This window comes from Aquabacterium sp. (assembly GCF_014378415.1).
Classification (GTDB): Bacteria; Pseudomonadota; Gammaproteobacteria; order Burkholderiales; family Burkholderiaceae_C; genus Aquabacterium.
In genome coordinates this window covers 1-19,604 of sequence record NZ_JACMNS010000072.1, presented here as the reverse complement: position 1 = coordinate 19,604, position 19,604 = coordinate 1, and the positions used below count along the sequence as shown (strand labels likewise).

General features: G+C 61.4%; 16 protein-coding genes. 1 reads left to right on the top strand and 15 read right to left on the bottom strand.

The window, feature by feature from the left end; genetic code table 11:
• Nucleotides 1-11: 11 nt before the first annotated feature.
• Complete coding sequence (locus tag H7225_RS07025) at nucleotides 12-938, bottom strand: neutral zinc metallopeptidase (protein ID WP_290660244.1); 927 nt, start codon at nucleotides 936-938, stop codon at nucleotides 12-14.
• 104 nt (nucleotides 939-1,042) lie between these two features.
• Here H7225_RS07025 and nadB point away from each other — a divergent pair, with 104 nt between their 5' ends.
• Entirely contained in the window at nucleotides 1,043-2,680 is a 1,638-nt protein-coding gene (nadB, locus tag H7225_RS07020; RefSeq protein ID WP_290660242.1) for an L-aspartate oxidase, read from the top strand.
• A 9-nt stretch (nucleotides 2,681-2,689) separates the two neighbouring features.
• Here the strand turns inward: nadB and H7225_RS07015 are convergent, their stop codons facing one another.
• From H7225_RS07015 to H7225_RS06950, 14 genes are all read right to left on the bottom strand, one after another.
• The gene (locus tag H7225_RS07015) at nucleotides 2,690-2,974 is read right to left on the bottom strand and encodes a late competence development ComFB family protein (RefSeq protein ID WP_290660240.1); all 285 of its coding nucleotides are present in this window, start codon (nucleotides 2,972-2,974) and stop codon (nucleotides 2,690-2,692) included.
• Between the two features lie 118 nt (nucleotides 2,975-3,092).
• The gene (gene nadC / locus H7225_RS07010; RefSeq protein WP_290660238.1) at nucleotides 3,093-4,001 is read right to left on the bottom strand and encodes a carboxylating nicotinate-nucleotide diphosphorylase; all 909 of its coding nucleotides are present in this window, start codon (nucleotides 3,999-4,001) and stop codon (nucleotides 3,093-3,095) included.
• 22 nt (nucleotides 4,002-4,023) lie between these two features.
• Entirely contained in the window at nucleotides 4,024-5,145 is a 1,122-nt protein-coding gene (nadA, locus tag H7225_RS07005) for a quinolinate synthase NadA (RefSeq protein WP_290660236.1), read from the bottom strand.
• 87 nt (nucleotides 5,146-5,232) lie between these two features.
• Entirely contained in the window at nucleotides 5,233-5,958 is a 726-nt protein-coding gene (locus H7225_RS07000; protein ID WP_290660234.1) for a phosphatase PAP2 family protein, read from the bottom strand.
• Nucleotide 5,959: 1 nt separating this feature from the next.
• Nucleotides 5,960-7,765: a glycosyltransferase family 39 protein gene (locus H7225_RS06995; protein WP_290660232.1), complete on the bottom strand. Its 1,806-nt coding sequence runs from the start codon at nucleotides 7,763-7,765 to the stop codon at nucleotides 5,960-5,962.
• A 32-nt stretch (nucleotides 7,766-7,797) separates the two neighbouring features.
• Nucleotides 7,798-8,829 carry a glycosyltransferase family 2 protein gene (locus H7225_RS06990; RefSeq protein ID WP_290660230.1) on the bottom strand — a complete coding sequence of 344 codons (1,032 nt, stop codon included), beginning with the start codon at nucleotides 8,827-8,829 and terminating at the stop codon, nucleotides 7,798-7,800.
• A gap of 34 nt (nucleotides 8,830-8,863) precedes the next feature.
• The gene (locus H7225_RS06985; protein WP_290660228.1) at nucleotides 8,864-9,892 is read right to left on the bottom strand and encodes a lysylphosphatidylglycerol synthase domain-containing protein; all 1,029 of its coding nucleotides are present in this window, start codon (nucleotides 9,890-9,892) and stop codon (nucleotides 8,864-8,866) included.
• A 125-nt stretch (nucleotides 9,893-10,017) separates the two neighbouring features.
• On the bottom strand, nucleotides 10,018-11,427 hold the full coding sequence (locus H7225_RS06980; RefSeq protein WP_290660227.1) for a TIGR03013 family XrtA/PEP-CTERM system glycosyltransferase: 1,410 nt from the start codon (nucleotides 11,425-11,427) through the stop codon (nucleotides 10,018-10,020).
• A gap of 202 nt (nucleotides 11,428-11,629) precedes the next feature.
• On the bottom strand, nucleotides 11,630-12,628 hold the full coding sequence (locus H7225_RS06975; protein ID WP_290660225.1) for a polysaccharide deacetylase family protein: 999 nt from the start codon (nucleotides 12,626-12,628) through the stop codon (nucleotides 11,630-11,632).
• Between the two features lie 81 nt (nucleotides 12,629-12,709).
• Nucleotides 12,710-14,869, bottom strand: a complete 2,160-nt coding sequence (locus H7225_RS06970) for an XrtA/PEP-CTERM system-associated ATPase (protein ID WP_290660223.1) — start codon at nucleotides 14,867-14,869, stop codon at nucleotides 12,710-12,712.
• Nucleotides 14,870-14,875: 6 nt separating this feature from the next.
• A complete protein-coding gene (locus H7225_RS06965; protein WP_290660221.1) occupies nucleotides 14,876-16,312 on the bottom strand; it encodes a TIGR03016 family PEP-CTERM system-associated outer membrane protein in 1,437 nt (478 codons plus the stop codon).
• Nucleotides 16,293-17,228 carry an XrtA-associated tyrosine autokinase gene (locus H7225_RS06960; RefSeq protein WP_290660219.1) on the bottom strand — a complete coding sequence of 312 codons (936 nt, stop codon included), beginning with the start codon at nucleotides 17,226-17,228 and terminating at the stop codon, nucleotides 16,293-16,295. Before H7225_RS06960 ends, H7225_RS06965 begins: the two co-directional genes overlap by 20 nt.
• Before the next feature lie 7 nt (nucleotides 17,229-17,235).
• On the bottom strand, nucleotides 17,236-18,798 hold the full coding sequence (locus tag H7225_RS06955; RefSeq protein ID WP_290660216.1) for an XrtA system polysaccharide chain length determinant: 1,563 nt from the start codon (nucleotides 18,796-18,798) through the stop codon (nucleotides 17,236-17,238).
• 51 nt (nucleotides 18,799-18,849) lie between these two features.
• Entirely contained in the window at nucleotides 18,850-19,479 is a 630-nt protein-coding gene (locus H7225_RS06950) for an XrtA/PEP-CTERM system exopolysaccharide export protein (RefSeq protein ID WP_290660214.1), read from the bottom strand.
• Nucleotides 19,480-19,604 lie beyond the last annotated feature (125 nt).

Below are 19,604 nucleotides of genomic sequence, written 5' to 3'. Positions count from 1 at the left end.
ATGCCTTGTTGTCAAACAGGCTGTTTGGTGAAAGTGTTGCACTGCTTGATCTCGCCGCTTTCAAAGCCGCGCTTGAACCAACTCACGCGCTGTTGGCTGCTGCCATGGGTGAAGCTTTCCGGCACCACCTGGCCTTGCGACTTGCGTTGCAGCGTGTCGTCGCCAATCTGCGAGGCGGCGTTCAGCGCTTCTTCGATGTCGCCCGCTTCGATGATCTGGCGTGAGCGCTGCGCGTGGTTGGCCCACACGCCGGCAAAGCAGTCGGCTTGCAGTTCAAGGCGCACGCTCAAGGCGTTGTACTGCACCTTGCTGACGCGGCCGCGTGCTTCGTCCAGCTTGGCCGAGGTGCCCAGCAGGTTCTGAACATGGTGGCCCACTTCATGCGCGATCACGTAGGCCTGGGCAAAGTCACCCGGTGCGCCCAGGCGGTCGCGCAGGGTGTCGTAAAACGCCAGATCAATGTAGACCTTGTGGTCGGCCGGGCAATAGAACGGGCCCATGGCCGCTTCACCCTGGCCGCATGCCGTGGTGGTGGCGCCGCGAAAGATCTTCAGCTTCGGGTTCTCGTACGTGCCGCCAGCTTGTTTGAAAATGTCGCCCCAGACATCCTCGGTGTCGGCCAACACGGTGGCCACGAACTGAACCTGCGGATCCTGGCTGGGTTGCTGTGGTTTGGAAGGATCGGCCGGGGTGCTGACTTGCGACGGGGCCGGGCTGCTCACCACGCCACCGCCACCGCCACCGCCACCGCTCAGCATGCTGAGCACCGTCATCGGGTTGATGCCTAAAAAGTAACTGGCCACCAGCGCGATGGCCACGGTGCCCAGGCTCAGGCGACCGCCGCCCAGAGAGAAGCCCTGCCGACCCCCGCCGCCGTCCGAGCTGTCATCCCGAGCGTCTTCGACGTTGTCGCTTTGACGGTTGCCTTTCCAGCGCATGGGGAACTCCGAAGTAGGGCCGCCATGGAGGGGCGGCGCGTGGGAATGGTAGCAGTGACTAAAATGGCTGATCAACTGCCTTTGCGACCTTGTCGTTCATTTGAATGCCAGACCAAATTTCGGCCTCACAACTCCCCGTCGTCATCATTGGCGCGGGCCTGGCCGGTCTCACCGTGGCGCTGCACTTGGCCGAGACGCAACCCGTCATCGTGCTGGCTAAACGCCAATTGGAAGAATCCGCCACGGCCTGGGCGCAGGGCGGCATCGTCGGCGTGCTGGGCAACGATGACAGCATTGGCTCCCACGTGCGCGATACCCAGGAGGCGGGCGCGGGCTTGGTCGATGAGCGCACGGCCGAGTTCATCGCCCGCCACAGCGCCCGTGCGGTGCAATGGTTGGTCGAGCGAGGGGTGCCTTTTTCAGCCGACCCCGAAGGTCCGCTCGGTTTGCACCTGACCCGCGAGGGCGGACATGCCGTGCGCCGCATCGCCCACGCGGCCGACGCCACTGGCAAAGCCATCCACGATGTGCTGTTGGAAGAAGTCAAGCGCCACCCCAACATCAGCATGCGCGAGCGCTGGATGGCCGTGGACCTGATCACCGACCGCCATCTGCGCAAGGGCGGTGCCACTTCAGCCAACACCCAGCGCTGCCACGGCATCTACGCGCTTGACATCGAAACCCAGCGTGTCGAGACCCTGGCTGCTTCTGCCGTGGTTTTGGCCACCGGTGGCGTGGGCAAGGTCTACCGCTACACCAGCAACCCCGACACCGCTACCGGCGACGGCATCGCCATGGCCTGGCGGGCCGGTTGCCGGGTTGGCAACATGGAGTTCATCCAGTTTCACCCGACTTGCCTGTACCACCCGCAAGAGCGCAGCTTTCTGATCACCGAAGCGTTAAGAGGCGAGGGCGCTTTGCTGCGCCTGCCCGATGGCACCCGCTTCATGCTTTCCCACGACGCCCGGGGCGAGCTGGCCCCACGCGACATCGTCGCCCGCGCCATTGACTTCGAGATGAAAAAGCACGGCCTGGACCACGTTTGGCTGGACGCCACGCACCTGGGCGAAGACTTCCTGAAAGCGCACTTCCCGACCATCCACGCCCGCTGCCTGAGCTTGGGCATCGACATCGCCAAGCAGTTCATCCCCGTGGTACCCGCCGCGCACTACACCTGCGGCGGTGTGGTCACCGACCTGCAAGGCCGAACCGACCTGCCCGGCCTGTACGCCGTGGGCGAGACCACCTACACCGGCCTGCATGGCGCCAACCGCCTGGCCAGCAACTCCCTGCTGGAGTGCGTGGTCCTGGGCCGCACGTGTGCGGACGACATCCAGACCCAGCAGCCCCCAGAAGGCCCCACTTTGCCCGGCTGGGACGAAAGCCAGGTGTCTGATGCCGACGAAGAGGTCGTCATCTCGCACAACTGGGACGAGTTGCGCCTGGTGATGTGGAACTACGTGGGCATCGTGCGCACCACGCGCCGCCTGGAGCGTGCGCTGCACCGCATCAAACTGCTGCGCAGCGAGATCGACGACTATTACGCCGCCTTCCGCGTGAGCCGCGATTTGCTCGAGCTGCGCAACCTGGTCGATTGCGCGGAGCTGATCGTGCGCTCAGCCCTGTCGCGCCAGGAAAGCCGCGGCCTGCACTACAGCCGCGACTACCCGCGCACGCTGCCAGTCAGCTTCCCCACCATCCTCAGCAAGAAGCCCAAGAAGCGCGATGCCTGGTTGCCTTGATTTGATGCCTTAACGGCGAGCCCGCATCGCGAAGCGCGCCTGCACGAACTCACAGGCATAGCGCACGGCGTCGGCAATGGCGATCTCGTTGTCGGCCCGCTCTTTCTCGGTCAGGTAGAACACCAGGTCCACCTCGTGGCGGATGTAACGCGTGGGCAAATAATTGAGCGCCACACAGGCCACGTCGGGCAATTGCTCCTCGGCCAGCAGTGGGTATTGGTGCGCGATGACCACCACGGCCTCGAAGACCTGGCGTTCAAAATAATTGCGAAGCGATGAGAAATCAGCGGGCATGGGCGGCCTCGTCCTTGAAGATGCGCCCAGTTTGTCTCATCCGGCCTGTTTGAAAACGGCCTTGGTGGCCTCGCAAGCCTTGGCTTTGTGCACTATGCCCACTGCCCGGCCCCTCAGCTCAGGTGCCCAGGCGCTCCAGCACCCGCAAAGAGAAATCCACGGCCTTGACGTCCTTGGTCAGCTTGCCGATCGAGATGCGGTCGACACCCGTGCTGGCAATGCCGCGCAACTGCTCCATCGTCACCCCACCGGAGGCTTCCAGCAAGGCTTCGCCTTGGGTCAACTCATCATTGATGGCCACGGCCTGGCGCATCAGGGCCAGGTCAAAGTTGTCCAGCAAGATGCTGACCGCGCCAGCACTCAAGGCTTCGCGCAGTTGTGCCAGGTTTTCGACCTCGATCTGGATGCTGATCTGATCCCGCAAGGCTTGGGTCTGTGCTGCCACCAAGGCCTGGGCATTGCGCAGCGCCTGCGTGACACTGCCGGCGGCGGCGATGTGGTTTTCCTTGATCAGGATGCCGTCGTACAAGGCCAAGCGCTGGTTGGCACCGCCGCCCACGCGCACCGCGTATTTTTGCGCGAGGCGCAGGCCGGGCAGGGTCTTGCGGGTGTCCAGCACCACGCAGCCACGCGGGTTGGGTGAGGCGCCAGCAATGGCCTGCATGTGCACATGTGCCAGCGTGGCCACGGCCGACAAGGTCTGCACAAAGTTGATGCCAGGGCGCTCGGCGGTCAGCAGGGCGCGCGCGTCGGCTTCGATCAGGCAGACTTCGGTGCCCTCGGCCATCAAGGCGCCTTCGTCATAAGCCCAGGTGATCGAGGCCTTGGGATCAAGCTTGAACAGACAGCCTTCGAACCAGTCGCGGCCACACAGCACGGCCTGTTCGCGCACCAGCAGGCGGGCTTTGACGCGCTGCCCTGCGGGCACCAGTTGCGCGGTCCAGTCGCACACGCCCACGTCTTCGAACAGGGCATCGCGGATGTTGCGCTCGCGCGCCTCGGTCAGGGTCTCGTTGTGGTCGAACATGGCGGTGAAAGTGCGGTGCAGCTCAGGCTGCGCCAATGTTGGGGACAAAGCCTTGCGCAGGCTTTTGAAGGGATGCAGGGTTGCGCGCCACGAAGTCGAGCATGCGGTCGATGCAACCTTTGGCTTCGATGCGGATGGCCTCGTCCACGGTGACCTCACCCGTGCCCTTTTCCAGGCAATCCAGCACGCCTTGCAGGGCATTCATCGCCATCCAGGGGCAGTGCGCGCAGCTCTTGCAGGTGGCGCTGTTGCCCGCAGTGGGGGCCTCAAGCAAGGTCTTGGTCGGCGCCAGTTGGCGCATGCGGTGCAGGATGCCATTGTCGGTGGCCACGATGAAGGTTTGCGCGCTGGATTCGACCACGGCTTTGAGCAACTGCGAGGTCGAGCCCACCACGTCGGCCAGGGCCACGACGCTTTCGGGCGATTCGGGGTGGACCAGGATCAGGGCGTCGGGGTATTGCTCGCGCATCAACTGCAGCTCAACGCCCTTGAACTCGTCGTGCACGATGCATTCGCCGTTCCACATCAGCATGTCGGCGCCGGTCTGGTTCTGGATGTAGCGGCCCAGGTGGCGGTCCGGGGCCCACAGCACTTTCTCGCCCTGCGCCTTCAGGTGGCCGACGATGGCCAGCGCGCATGAGCTAGTCACCATCCAGTCGGCGCGTGCCTTCACGGCGGCGCTGGTGTTGGCATAGACCACGACTTTGCGGTCAGGGTGGGCATCGCAGAACTGCGCGAAATCATCGGCGGGGCAGCCCAGGTCGAGCGAGCAGGTGGCGTCCAGGTCGGGCATCAACACCCGCTTTTCAGGGCTCAAAATTTTGGCCGATTCGCCCATGAACTTCACGCCGGCCACGATCAGCGTCTTGGCGGCATGGTCGCGCCCGAAGCGCGCCATCTCCAGCGAGTCGGACACGCAGCCCCCGGTTTCCAGGGCCAGGTCCTGCAAGTCGCCATCCACGTAGTAGTGGGCCACGAGCACGGCTTGGCGCTCTACCAGCAACTGCTTGATGCGCGCCTTGGTGGCTTGGCGTTGAGGCGGGCTCAGGGGCGTGGGCACTTTGGCCCAGGCATGGGCCGTGCAACTGGCGCCCGTGGCGTCTTGGCGGGTGTAGTCATAGACGACGGTCTCAGGAGAACTCATGGTCGGCAATCTATCGTGCGCGGAGAAAAAGCATCAGGGTTCGACCCAGAATGCTAGCCCAGATGGGGTCAGGCGATGGCGCTGAGGTCATTGAGGACGACGGCGCTGGCGGCGATCCAGCGCCGCGACGATCTCGCAGGGTATCCAGACCGCGTAAAACGAAAAAACGATGTCACTCAGAAAGTGTCCGCCCTGCATCATTCGACCCAGGCCGATCAGGCTGCCCGTGACCAGTCCAATGACCAGCCAGCGGCGGCGCCAGACAGGGCCGGCTGTCAGCCCCAGGCTCAACAGCCAGAACCCTGCGGCGGCATGGCTGCTGACGAAACTGCGGTGAGTTTTGGGCTCGGGGCCTGGCTGAAAAACACCATGAAAGGATTGATCCCCCCCAAAGGTGGCGACCTGCACAGGGCGAGGTCGGCCCACCGTGTTCTTGAACCAGACCTCAATCACCAAGCCAGGCCCCAGTACGCCGCAAAGCACCGCCACCGCGGCCATGCGGCGCCATGGGCCTCGGCATTGCGCCGCCAGTCGTGCCAGGTCTTGCCCGCGCAGCAAGCGTGCCAGCAGGGGGCCTAGCAAGGCCAGCACGACCAACCCGGCCAAGATGGTTCTGCCGATCAGCGGTGTCCAGTCGTACGAGGCCTGCACCAGCGCATTTTGGGCATGGATGAAACCCTGGCCTGGCACGTAGAGCTGCTTTGACACCATCATGTCAAGGTTGGGCCACTTGGCAAATGCGGCCAAGCAGAACAAGAGCACCGCCCAGATCCAGCGGGCTTCTTCGCCCGCGCTTTCACGTTCAATGGCCACCTTACTCGTCACTGTTGGTGCTGGCGCCGCTTTGCTCCAGGTATGACTTTTCGTCATAGCCCAGGAACCCGCGCAGGAAGAACACATGCAGCGCCAGTTGGCGGTCAGGACCCGTGGGCACCACGACACTTTTCATCTCGCGAACAATGGCGAAACGTTGCAGGATCGCCTTGGGGTTGGCTTCGTCGGTCACCAGCACCATGTCTTGACCCACCTTGTTGCTCAGGCTTTGCGTGAGCTCGTAGTGGCTCGTTTGCAGGTTCTTGGGGTTCCACGCCACCACCTTCGGGTTGAAGCGGCGCCAGTGGTAAGAGGTCTGGCTCAGCAGCAGGCGTTTGTCGGCCAGCACCGGCAGGCCGGCGATGGTGGGCTCCTCCATGACGGGGGCCAGTTGGTCAAACGCCTCCTGCCAGCCACGCATGCGCACCAGGATGTCGTACTTCGAAGGCAGCTTGTCGCCCCCGATGTCCTTGGCGTGCAGCACCAGGCTGGTCAAGACCAGGTTGCTGATCAGAACCACCGCCAACCATTTGTTGGGGCGCGGTGCTGCCAAAGGGACCAGCGGTTGGCTCAAACGCGATGCCGCCAACATGGTCAGGCCGATCATGGCCGGGGCAGCCCAGTTAACGTGGGCGTCTGCGTAAAAAGCCTGTGCCATTGCCACCAGCAGCAAAGGAATGCTCAGCGCCCACAAGAAGCGGTAGGACGACATGGATGCCAGGTAATACGCCGAGGTGCGGATGGCCTGAGGACGGCCATCACCACTGGCCGCATCGCGCGCACCTGGCATGTTCAGTTGGCTGGGTGGCAACACTGGGCTGGAGGGGCGCCATTGGCTAGGAGGCATCATCTGGCTGGACGCCGCCCATTGGCTGGGCGGAATCGAAGCGGGGCTCAAATTGGCGGCCTGCTTGAGCAGCCACAAGGCGGCCAACACCGTGACCGGGCCCAGCATCAGGATCTGTCCCAATGCGAACGTGATCATCGGCAACAAGCCACCATGGCGGCCAGACTGCGCGGTCAACTCGGCGGTGTGGTGCAGGGTCGGGAAGCCGTTCTGGGCGTTCCACCAGACATTGGGCGACACGATGACGGCCGCGACCAGCAGGGCGGCCCAAGGCCCGACGCGCAGCACGCCACGCTTGGGGCCGTGCACGCCCCAAAGTGCCCACACGGCGGTCAAGCCAAAGGCGGCCATGGTGTATTTGTCCATGATGCCCACGCCGACGACGGCGCCACACAGCACCCAAAGACCGAGCCGGTTGGTCACCTGGGCGCGCCAAAGGGCCCAGGCCGCCAGCGTCCAGCACAGCATCAAGGGGCCATCCGTGCTGGCCACCAGCCCTAACAAGCCCACCATCGGGGTGGTCAGGAACAAGGCGCCGGCCACCATGCCAGTGCGCACACCGCTGCTGGTGGGCCAAAGCGCCCGAGCCAGGCCCACCATGGCGACCGCGGTCAGCGGGTATACCAAGATGGACAGGGCCTTGACGCCCAGCACGCCGGATCCAAACAAGCTGGTGCTCAGCCCGACCAGGCCAGCAATCAGTGGTGGCTTGGAAAAGTAACCCCAGCTCAAATGCCGTGACCAATCCCAGTACTGAGATTCATCAAAAAACAAAGAGATGCCGCTGTGTTGAACCACCCAGAAGCGGTAAAGCGTCAAGGCCACGGCCAGCGCCAGCAGTTTCCACATGCGCGGCCCCCAAAGGCGGGGCCAGCGCTGACCTGATGGTCGTGCGGCCGGTGCCATGCCCTCGGGCTTGTCCTGCGCGACGGTCGCTTGGTCAGACGTCTCTGTGTTCATGGTTGATGGGGCAAATGTGATTTGGACAGGCCCTAGGCCTGGCGATGCCAGCCCTGATCGGGAGCCTGGGCCGGCGCTTCGGTGGTGTGATATTGGGCTACTTCGCCCCGATCGTAATAAATGCGGATCAGCAGTTCGGCCAGCACGCCCGTGGTCAGAAACTGTAGTCCACCCAGCACGCAGAAAAATCCCAGCCAGAGCAATGGTCGCCCACCGATGTTGTTCCCCAACATCTTGAGCACGCCCAGGTAGCCCAGGATCAAGCTGCCGATCAAGCCCACGCCCAGCCCGACACCGCCAAAGAAGTGCCCGGGGCGACCAGCGAAGCGCAGGAAAAAGTTCACCGCCAGCAGATCCAGCACGACGCGCAGTGTGCGCGAAATGCCGTACTTGGATTCACCTTGCGTGCGAGGATGGTGGCTGACCGCCAGCTCGGACATGCGGGCTGGCGAGGTGACTGTGGCCATCCAGGCGGGAATGAATCGGTGCATTTCACCGTACAGGCGCACGCGCTTGAGCACACTGGCGCGGTAGGCCTTCAGGCTGCACCCCAGGTCCTGGAACTCCAGCCCGGTGATCTTGCGAATCAGGCGATTGGCAATCTGCGAGGGCACTTTGCGCAGGAAAAAACCATCCTGGCGGTTCTGGCGCCAGCCCGCGACCAGGTCCAGGTCTTCATTCACCAGCTTGGCGACGATGGCAGGGATGTCCTTGGGGTCGTTCTGCAAGTCACCGTCCAGGGTCACGATCACATCGCCTCGGGCCGCATCGATGCCAGCCTGCATCGCGGCGGTCTGGCGAAAGTTGCGCCACAAATGAATGGGACGAACGTGCGGGCCTCGGAGCTTGGCTTGGGCATCCAGGGCTTGCTGGGTGCCATCGCGGCTGCCATCGTTGACGATGATGAGCTCCCAGGGCCAAGCGTAGGCGGCCAAGGCCTCATGGACGGCGGTCACAAATGGCACGACGTTGTCCACCTCGTTGTACATGGGTACGACGATGGACAACTGGTGATCTGGCACAGCAGGCAGGGGGGCGACGAAGGGCGTCGGCACTGAACTCATGAACATTCTTTCTAACAAACTAAAACGATCTTGCTCAGTCGGGATGACGCGGGGGCAAATCCCCTTGCGCTTTGGGCTTGCTCGTGAATTTGGTCAATAAAGCCGCCACGCACGCGGCACAGACCGCGCAAATCAGGAAGCAAACATGGAGTGCCAGGGCGGCGCCCACCACATGCGTTAACAGGGGTGACTGCTGTTCCAGCAAGGAAGCCACGCCGGCCCACACCCCTGCTTCATAAGTGCCAAAGCCGGCCGGCCCTTGCAGCGGGAAAATGGCCGCCAGTTCGCCTCCCAGCGCGCCAGCCCAGGCCACCGGCCAACTGATTTGGCTGATGGCGCTGAGCAAAGTGGCGCCCGCTGCCAGCTTGAGTGTCCAGTTGGCCAGGGTCAGTCCCCAGGCGGCGGGTCGATGGTGTGCCGGCTCCAGCATGGCGGCTTTGAGTTTGAGGGCCATGCCTCGCCACCCCGTGGCGGCCTGGGCATCAGTGGTTGAACTGGCCAATAGCCGCCTCAACAGCGACCACCCGCCGTGCCAGCACAAGACCAGGCCCAGCAGGCCCAACAGCCTGGCGAACAAGGGCAGCCCAGGCCACAGGGCCAATCCCAAGCCTGCCAGCACCGCCAGATCCTGAAGCCGCATCCACATCAAGCAGACCAAGGCGCGCGACATGGGCAGCCTCAACTCCCGCGCCGCCAGCCAGGGAAAGCTCAATTCACCGGCGCGCATGGGCAACAAATTCACAGCCGCGTTGTGAAGCAGGATCACGCGCAGGGCGTCGGTCCGCAAACCCAACCACCGCTGGGGGGGCGCATGGTGGGCATCCAGGTTCAGCACCACCTGCAGCCTGGCGCCCCGCAAACCATAGCTGAGCAGCAGTCCGCCCAAGGTGATCAACCAAATGGTGATCGAGGGCCTTTGGATGGCCTCAATGACCGGTGCGATGGGCGTTCGCGACAGCAGCCAGCCCAGCAAGGCGATCCCAAGCGCCCAGGCCAATGCCAGCTTCATCCGCGAGCGCGGCAGGGCAGCAGGTCTGAGGAGGGCGTCTTGAAAATCGGTCACAAGAGATCGGATGAGTTACTTGTCCGGTACGCGCTGGGCAACCCTCTATTGTCCTGCAAAATGACAATGGCGCACCCGAAGGCGCGCCATTGATCAAGCTGAATCATGTCTGGTTCAGTGAACGTTCACTGCGAACCCTCGCGGAAAATCACCACGCTGACGGTTTCGAACAAAATCAGCAAGTCCAGGAACAAAGAGTTGTTCTTGACGTAGTACAGGTCGTACTGGTGCTTGTGAAGCGCGTCTTCCAGAGAGGCACCGTAGCTGTATTTGACCTGGGCCCAGCCTGTCACGCCTGGCTTGACGCTGTGGCGGATGTCGTAATAGGGGATCTGTTGCTTGAGCTGTTCGACGAAGGTGGGGCGCTCGGGCCTGGGGCCCACCATGCTCATCTCACCCTTGAGCACGCTCAGGATCTGTGGCAATTCGTCAATGCGGGTCTTGCGGATGAAAGCGCCCACACGGGTCACGCGCGAATCGTTTTTCTTGGCCCACACGGCCACGCCGTCTTTTTCAGCGTCCGTGCTCATGCTGCGGAACTTCAGGCACATGAAGATTTTGCCGCCCAGGCCCACGCGCTCCTGGCGGTAGATGATCGGGCCTTCGCTTTCCAGCTTGATGGCCAACATCGTGATCAGCATGATCGGGGAGGCCAGCAACAACAGCGCAGACGAACTGACGATGTCGAACAAGCGTTTGATCGCCATGCGGGTGCGGTCCTGGGCAAAGCCCTGGCCGTACACCAACCAGCTGGCCTTCAGGCTGTCCACGGGCACTTCACCCGTCGTTTGCTCGTAAAAAGCAGCCAGGTCCAAAACTGGAATGCCCTGGATGCGGGCGGACAGCAATTGGTCCATGGGGACGCTGCCGCCACGCTGTTCTTTGACCGCCACAATGATCTGGTTAATGTCGTGACGTTGAATGATGTCCTTGATCGACAGGGCACTGGAGAAAATGTTGAAGCGCTTGTCGGTGACGCCATGATCGGCCTCGCCAGCGGGGTAAAAACCGATCACCGAATGGCCCTGAACACGACGGGCCTTGAGGTCGGAGGCCACGGAGTGGGCTTCCTTGCCTGTGCCAACGATCAGGATGCGCTGCTGCACGAAGGCGCTGCGCAAGGTGGTCATCAGGTAACCGCGCACCACCACCAAGCCAAAAACCAGGTAGGCCGCGGCAAAACCCATGAGTTGGTAAGCCTGGGCGCCGTCCAGCATGGTTTTGATGGCCAATTGGTAGGCGATGGGGGCGCCCAGCAGGCAGCCCAGCAGGGCCCGGCCCAATTTGGCGCGGGGGGTTTTGCGCTCGGAGCCTTCACGGTACACACCCAGCAAACCACAGTGCAGGGGCATCACGAAAGCAAAGCCCAAACCGGCCCACAAAGCCGTGGACATGCTAACCACATCGGGGGATGTGCTCGACATGTGCAGGAGGGTCATGACCCCCAGCAGGATCGCCAAAAAGCTGGTCAAGCTGTCCGCCAATAGCTCGGAAAGCGTCGCGATTGAGATGTGATGCTGGAAGACCCGTAACATTTGGTGCGCCTCTGAAGACCAGGCAAATTGTGCCGCTATGCAACAATCTGCTTAACCCGTAATTATTTGTAATGCGCCATTATCGGCATACCGGGCACTTGAAATAATCCTCCAAACGAGGGGGGGGGCCCTAACTCGAGGGGGTTAGTGGGCAATACCGTGAACAATTGATATTTCGCCGTCATAACCATGATGAGCGGTGTTAGCCCACATTCCTCGCAGTCAGCGGGTGCTGACCTGTCATGGCGTTGCGCAACAGTTGCATCACAAGGCGCCTGGGATTGCCTTCCCAAGGTGCAAACCTGGGCAGTTGGTAGCGGTCGCACGAGTGGGTGGCGACGCCCCAGGCGGTCGAGACCGCAGCGTGGTAGCCCAGCTCCATCACCAGTTGGACGTGCTCATGGCCGTAGTCACGCACAGGGCGACCGTTGGGGTAGGCAAAAATCAGTGGCTCGTGTCCCACCAATGTGGCCAGCAGCTGTCGGTTGTGCGCAATGTCTTGGCGTGCGCTGTCCAGGTCGATTCGGTTCAAGATGGGGTGGGTATGGGTGTGCCCACCGATGGTCATGCCGTGGGCCACCAACTGGCGAATCTGGTCGTCCGTCATCATCAGGCGGGGCAGTTCTTTGCCAGGTGCCGCAGCCTGCCACAGGCGCGCACAAGCCTGTTCACGTTCTAGAAACGGCAAGTATTTTACGGCGCCCAATATTTTCTGGGCGCTAACGTGTTTTGACGTCATGTCATGCACCGGAAGGTGGCCCAGCCCCAGCCAACAAAGATCCAGTTGAGTGGATTGGCAGGCTCTCAGGGATTCGATGATGACGTCATTGAACATGAGTCCGTCATTGAGGTAGCCGCTGCAGACGAAAAAAGTGGCCTTCATTCCATGGCTTTGCAAGATGGGCAGCGCGATGGTGTAGTTGTCACGGTACCCGTCGTCAAAGGTGATGCTCAGCGCGCGCGATGGCAATGTGCCGCGTGCCAAGCGTTCCAGTGCTTCGGGCAGGCACAGCACATTGAAGCACTCGGCGAGGATCCCCATGTGCTTGGAAAATTTCTGAGCATTGACCTGGTCACTGGACAACAGCGGGTCGATGTCAGGCGGCACGCGGTGGTAGGTCAGTATGGTGAGTTTGCCCTTGGTTCCTCCCGGAGACACAAGTCGTCCTGCGGCTCGGAACAATGGCGTGACAGCGGTCATGTCCTGGGGATCCTTAGCTCAGTGGCAGGGCCTGCCATCGGCAATTGCTTTCATCATATCGATAAGTGCCACTAAATCGCATTAAAACCCGGCTTGTTGTTCAACTTGCAACGGTGTCTGTTCTTCAGAACGATCCGGGCTCGAAATACCCTTTGCCCTGATCCATGTCAACAGGTGTTCAGCCATCCTGGACGAGGTTTGCCCATCCCAAAACTTGGGCAGACGCCCCTTTTTACCGCCACCACGCAAGATTTCAGCCACGGCTCGGCTGATCACGCTGCTGTTGTGACCTACCGCGATGTTGGTGCCCTGTTCGACCGTGATGCGTCGCTCGGTGAAGTTGTGCAGTGTCAGGCACGGGATGCCCAGGATGGTGGCCTCTTCCTGAACCGTGGATGAGTCGGTCAGCACGCAAGCAGAGTGGCCCAGCAGGCCAATCATCTTGTGATACGGGATCAGGGGCAGCGCCATGATGTGCCCTTCATGGGCACTTTGCAGCAAGCCCAGGTGGTCCAGGCAAGCGCGTGTACTGTCGTGCATGGGCCAGATCAAGGGGATGTCCTTGCTGACCATGCGCAAGATGCCAACCAGGCTGGTTAACTCTTCCGGGTTGGTGATCTTGTCCAGTTGCTGGAGGTAGACCACGCCCACGCCGCTCTTGCTTTTCAGGATGTCGGTGGGCTGATTGAGTTGGCGCAGGGTGTACTTGGGTTGCGAGGCTTGCGGCAACATGGCGCGGATGGCGTCCATCAGCAGGTTGCCCACGAATAGCACCCGGTCGGCAGGGATGCCTTCTCTGGCCAGGTTGTCGTGCGCAACCCACTCGGAGGTGAACAGCAACTCGCCCATGTGATCGCACATCATGGCGTTGACCTCTTGGGGGCGCGATCGGTCAAAGCTTCGCAGTCCGGCTTCCAGGTGAATGATGGGGATGCCATGCCTTTGCGCGGCCAGGCTGCCTGCCAAGGCCGTGTCGTCGCCGGCCTGAACAATGATGGCCGCCGGCCGATGTTGCTCAAACAGCTGATCGAGTTGCTGCAAGGTGGCGGCCAGGTGGGTCAGCCCATTGCCCGCAGGCAGGCGCAATCGGTAGTCAGGGTTGCGCAGGCCCAGGTGTTCCGACCAATCCTGCGTCAGCTCGAAGTGGCCCGGGGTGTCAATGTGCAAGAGCCGTGCGGGCGGCAAGTCAGTGCGGCAACTCAAGGCCTTGAGCAAAGGCGAGGCCCGCAGGCAACCCGTGCGGGAGCCCGTCAGGCAAAGCAAAAATGGGGTGTTCGGATTAACCTCGGGATTGATGACCGGCGCGACCCAACTTTGGCTGGCCACTGGCCCGTCCAATCCCTGGGTCAGCGTGGGGATGATCGACTCTTTCAAGGCCAGACTGGCGTTGGCCGAAGCGGAAGCGCCGGTGTTGCTGAGCAATGGCTCGCCAATTTCGGCGCGTATTTCCTGCGCGATCCGAGACACGCTGGCAGCCGAGATCTCATGCTCGCCAGCCAGGAAAGTCGCCAGCAAAACCCGGTTGCACAGCAAATTGATGCGGCGCGGAATGCCGGAAGTCCACTCGTAGCACTCGTCAAACGCGTCGGCGCTGATCTGTGGGTTATCGGTCCAGCCGACTTTGCGCAGGCGGTGCTCGACGTAGCGGCGCGTCTCGTCACGGTCCATGGGTCCCAGGTGGTAGGACGCGATCACTCGCTGGCGCAATTGCTCAAGCGAGCGCGACAGCAGCATCGTGCGCAACTCAGGCTGGCCGATCAGGAAGCTTTGCAGCAGGGCCTGGTTGCCAAACTGGAAGTTGGAAAGCATGCGCAACTCTTCGATCGCATCGCGGCTGAGGTTCTGCGCTTCATCGACGATCAGCACGGCGCGCTTTTGCTGAGTGGCCAGCAGTGTCAGGTAGGCCTCGAGTGTCGAGATCAGGTCGGCTTTGGTGTTGCCTTTGCAGGGGATGCCAAAGGCGGCGATTGATGCGCGAAGCAGGTCACCGGCTTCCAGTTGCGTGCTAACCAACTGCGCTGCCACGACCTTCTCATGGTCGATGTCGTTGAGCAGGGTGCGAACCAGGGTGGTCTTGCCAGCGCCGATGTCGCCTGTGATGACGATGAAGCCTTCGGCCTGGTAGAGGCCAAACTTCAGGTAGGACAGGGCGCTGCTGTGCCCCTTGCTGTCAAAGAAGAAGCTGGGGTCCGGGTTGAGCAGGAAGGGGGCGCCAGTGAAGCCGAAATGGTTCTCGTACATGGGGGGTCAGTAGTGATAACCCAGGCTGACGAACATGGCTGATTCGTCATTGCCGTATTGCTGTGATCCGGTGGCATTCTGGTGCCGCAGGCCAAAGGTAGCGGTGGCTTGCTGCGACAGCTTGGTGTTGATGTCGCCGCGCCAGAGAATGGTGCGGGTCTGTCCGGTCTGTGCAAAGGTGGGTTGCACCAGGGCGCCTGTCGAGTCGACCGACGAGCGGGTCCAACGAAGGCTGGTGTTCAATGAGGTCAAGGGCGTGAGGCGCCGATTGAACAGGGCCTCAACATAACGTTGCTGTGTGGCGGCGCCGATGGCCAGGCTGTTGGGGCCCAATGGTAGTGGCTCGACTTTGTCCATTCCACTGGCCAATGTCACGCTTTGGCGTTGTCCCACGAACACCATGTGGCCCTGGAAAGTCTGGCGAAGGGACGCCGCCAGAGAAAAGGCCGGGTCGAGCGAAGCGGGCTGACCATCGTTCGTGACCGGAACGGCGCGGCCTACCGACGAGGCGTAAGTGCTGGCGGTTCGTTCAGACGTGAAGCCCCAATTGAACAAGAGCCTGCGGTGGTTCCAGTCGACCTTCCAGCCGGTGCCAAAGAAGCGCCGCTCGATCCTGGAATTCAAGGCCGCGCGTTCGTTGGGGCGCCAATCCAGCGTGATCCCACGGATGGTGTCGCTCTGCTGCTCCGCTTCTTGGCGAATGGACTCACGCCCCAGGATCAGGCCCGCGTGCAATTGATCGTTGAGCGCATAGGTCGCGCCCGCGCGCACGGCGTTTTCCTTGTACGTGTATTTGGATGGCAACAGGCCCGTGGTGGCCGCTTCAGAATCTTTGGCAGTCCATTCAAGCGATGCGCCGATCGGAGTGGGCTGGCGTTCGAGTCGCGCAGAGTATTGCGATGCATGCAGGTCCGGAACAGGCGCTTGTTTTTGCGTGACTTCGCTGGACTTGATGATCGATTTTTCGAACTGGGCTTTCAGCTTGGTGTTCGCGTCGAAGTCGTGTTCGATGAAGGGCGAGATCAAGGCCTTCGTGGTGGTGTAGCTGTTTGGGATGGCGCTTTGGTCCAACGGACTGGCGATCTGCCGGGTCTCCACGGAGGCTTCCAGCCCGCCCCACTGATCCACCAGGTCCGAATGCAGTATCAGCTCGCCACTGGGCAAGGTGCGGTCGAGCTGGCTGTCTCGCGAGTAGTGAAGGTTGTCGACCTTGAGTCGCCCATCGATCCGCGAGCGGGTGCCGCCATACGAGACGCTCAACTCAGGCGAGACGTTGATCACCAAGTCCTTGCGTGGCGCCTGATTGATTGGCGATGCATTGGTCGTGGCCGTCGCCGTGACATCCACACCAGGCTTGATCACCAGTTGTTGCCCATGTGCGCTGTGAAGCAGCACCAACACCAGGAAGGGGAGGGCCAAAAACTCACGGCGCATAGTAGCCATAGGTTCGGTTTCCCTTCGGACCGGTGTATTTGTTCAACATCGACATCACCACAGGGCACTCTTGCACCGTGGCGAAGGCTAGCTTCACAGTGTTGAGCGGGGTCTTGCCGGATTCAACCACCATCAGCACCTGCCCCATGGAGGTGGCCAGCACACGCGATTCGGTGCTGGGCAGCAAAGGTGGCGTGTCAAACACAATGACCCGGTCCGGGTAGGTGGTGGCCAGCTCTTCCAGCAAGGCGTCCATGGCCGCGCTGGCCAGCAACTCCGTGGACCGCGAGCTGGAGGTGCCTGCTGGAAGCAGTGTCAGCTTGGGGATGTTGGTCTTGAGCAGCACTTCTGACAAGTCGGTCTCGGGGGCGGTCAACAAGTCCAGCAGGCCTTTGGACACGGACACACCCATGCGCTCAAGCGCCGATGGCCGAATGACATCGGCTTCCACCAGCAAGACCGTGTGATCCAGTTCCATGGCGATGCTGACCGCCAGATTGATGGCCGTTTGCGTCTTGCCTTCTCCGGGCACAGCACTGGTCACCATGATGATGTTGGCGCGCTTGGGGCGCGACGCAGATTGCCCGCGAACATTTTCAAGCAGTGGGCGCTTGATGATTCGAAACTCTTCTTCCAGTTGCGACCTTGGATTGCCCGGCACCAACAAGCCGCAGCTGGCCATGCGCTGGAAGTCGAGGTTGACATGGCGTGAACGGCGCAGATCCGCAGGGATTTCTTCGCGAGCTGCTCGCGCTGGCGCAACATCCATGGCCACCGCTGGGGCTGGCGCTGCCACAGGTGCCTTTGGCCTGGATTCGATGGCGGGCTCGGCCACTGGAGATCGAGCAATGTCGGCGGGGTTGATATCCACCCCGGCGCGACGTAACTCTTCCAGTCGTTTGGCTGCTTGTTCAATGGTGTTCATGGGTACATCAGGGGAGAAGCTGACGGGCCACGACTACCAGCCATGCCGCGTTCACCAAGAAAAAGAACGCCAGGTTGATTCCAAAAAGGCGATTGCCTTTTTGAATGGCTTCGCTGATCAATGGGCTGATCACCAGGGAGACGCTGCCCAGGACCGGGCGCCCCGAGATTTCCTTGAGATGGCGTGTGTCGTGAACGGTGGGGAACACGTGGGTCAACCCGAAAGTGGTGGCCACGCCTGCGACCAAGGCGGCCACGACCGCCAGAAAAGCGACCAGGGTCCGGCTGGGTTTGACGGGACTGGGCTTGACACGCGGCGGCTCCACCACCCTGAACTCGGCGACCCGGGTGGTCTGGTCGATTTTCTCGCCCAGCGAGGCAGACTCTCGGCGGGTGACCAACTGCTCGTAGTTTTTGCGCACGACCTCGTAGTCGCGGTTCAACTGCGCCAGCTCCGCTTCGACTTGAGGCATCTGGCTGGCCAGTGCGCGGGTGCGACCCAGTTGTGCGTTTTGCTCGCCCAATTGTCCCCGCAGCGAGGCGACTTTGGCCTCGGCCTCAGCCAGCGCGACGCGAATGCGTTGGAACACTGGGCTGGTGGGGGCTGCACGCAGCCGCGAGCCACTGGCTTGCGCCCGCAGCTTGATATCCTGTTCAGCTTTACGCTGCTGTTCCAGCTGGACGATGGTGCGCCTGGCGCTGACCACGTCCGGGTGCTCATCGGTGTAGCGCCTCAGCAATTCGTCCAACTGTCGCCTTTGCGAGTCCAGGCGCACATCCAGGTCGGACGCGGGCGGCCCGGAAAATCCATTGGTGGCCATCATCTCTGGCGGGATGGAGGGCTCTTCCATGGCCAACTCGCGGCGCAGTGCATCGCGGGCTTGTTCTGCCGCACTCAATTCCACCCTGAGTCGCCCGGTTTCATCGGACAAGTTAGACATGCGGGCGAAGTAATCCTGGTTGGACGTGCCCGTCAAACCAAAGTTGCGCAGCTTGAAGTCCTTGAGTTTGTTCTCCGACGCGCTCAGCTTGCCTTCATAGCTGCGAATTTGCTCATCCAGAAATTGGCGAGCTTGCTCCGAGTCCCGTTGCTTGTCGCCCACCCCGGCAATCATGAACAGAGATACCAGCTCTTCCACAATGCGCTGCGCGCGCTGGGGATTGATGTCCCGATAGCTGATCTCGTACAGGTTGTTGTTGCCGCTGGGCATGACATGAATGTCTTTCATCAGGCGGTCAATGACTTTTTCGTGATCGCCCTCATTCAGTTTGTCCAATCCAATGCGAGGTGATTGCATCAGGCGATCGACATTGGGGCGGCTCAGCAGTGTTTTGGCCAGCATCCGCACCTGCTGCTCGACATCGGGCTGGAAGGCCAGACCGGTCATCAACGGTTTGAGCACGGTTTCTGTGTCCACATAAATCCGCGCTGAAGCTTCGTACTTGTCCCGCATCACCAAAACGCCCAATGCGCCCAGGATGGCGATCAACCAGGCCATGGCGGCGCCTAGCCAGCGGCGCTGCCACATGGCCGTCAAAATACTGGCGACTTGTCGAAGAATGTCATCCATACCAAGAAGAACTAAACAAGGGTTCGCGTGCCATGGGGCTGAAGGTTCAGCTTAGAACCAGCTTTGCGGAACGATGATGATGTCTCCAGGCTTGATTTCAACGTTGGCGGAAATATCGCCACGTTTGATCAAATCCTTGAGCCGCAGGCTGTATTGCTTGCCTTGCTCCGAGCCGCGAACCAGGACGGCACCGTTGCCATCTGCGAAATCAGTCAGGCCACCCGCCTGGATCATGACATCCAGCAATGTCATGTTTTGCCGAAATGGCACGGACTGTGGCTTGGAGGCTTCGCCAACGATGCGAATTTGCTCGGTGGACACGCCTTGGAAATTGTTCACGATCACGGTCACCACCGGCTCGCGGATGAACTTGGCCAGTGCTTTTTCAATATCGCGCGACAAATCGGCGGGATAGCGTCCGGCAGCTTCCAGGTTTTCAACCAAAGGCAGTGAAATTCGGCCATCGGGGCGAACCGTGACGGTGGACGACAAATCGGGGTTTCGCCAGACAACAATGTTCAGCGAGTCCAGCGCACCTATTTTGTAGGGATGGTCAGGTGTTGATGCGACGGCTGGCGCGGGTGGGTAGCGGTTGAATGAACCGCAACCAAGCAGAGACAGCGCGATGGCGCCAGCTAAAGCGGCGCGAATGGAAGAATTGGTGAATTGGCGAAAGACCATTTTCGTTACCCCTGAAGAGTCTATATTGCAAGCATAGGGCTAATTCCTATTCAGACACCGGCCCATGTGTACTGAATCCTCGACCTTGGGGGGATGCTGCGGAGATGGTTGTGTCTTGGACACGT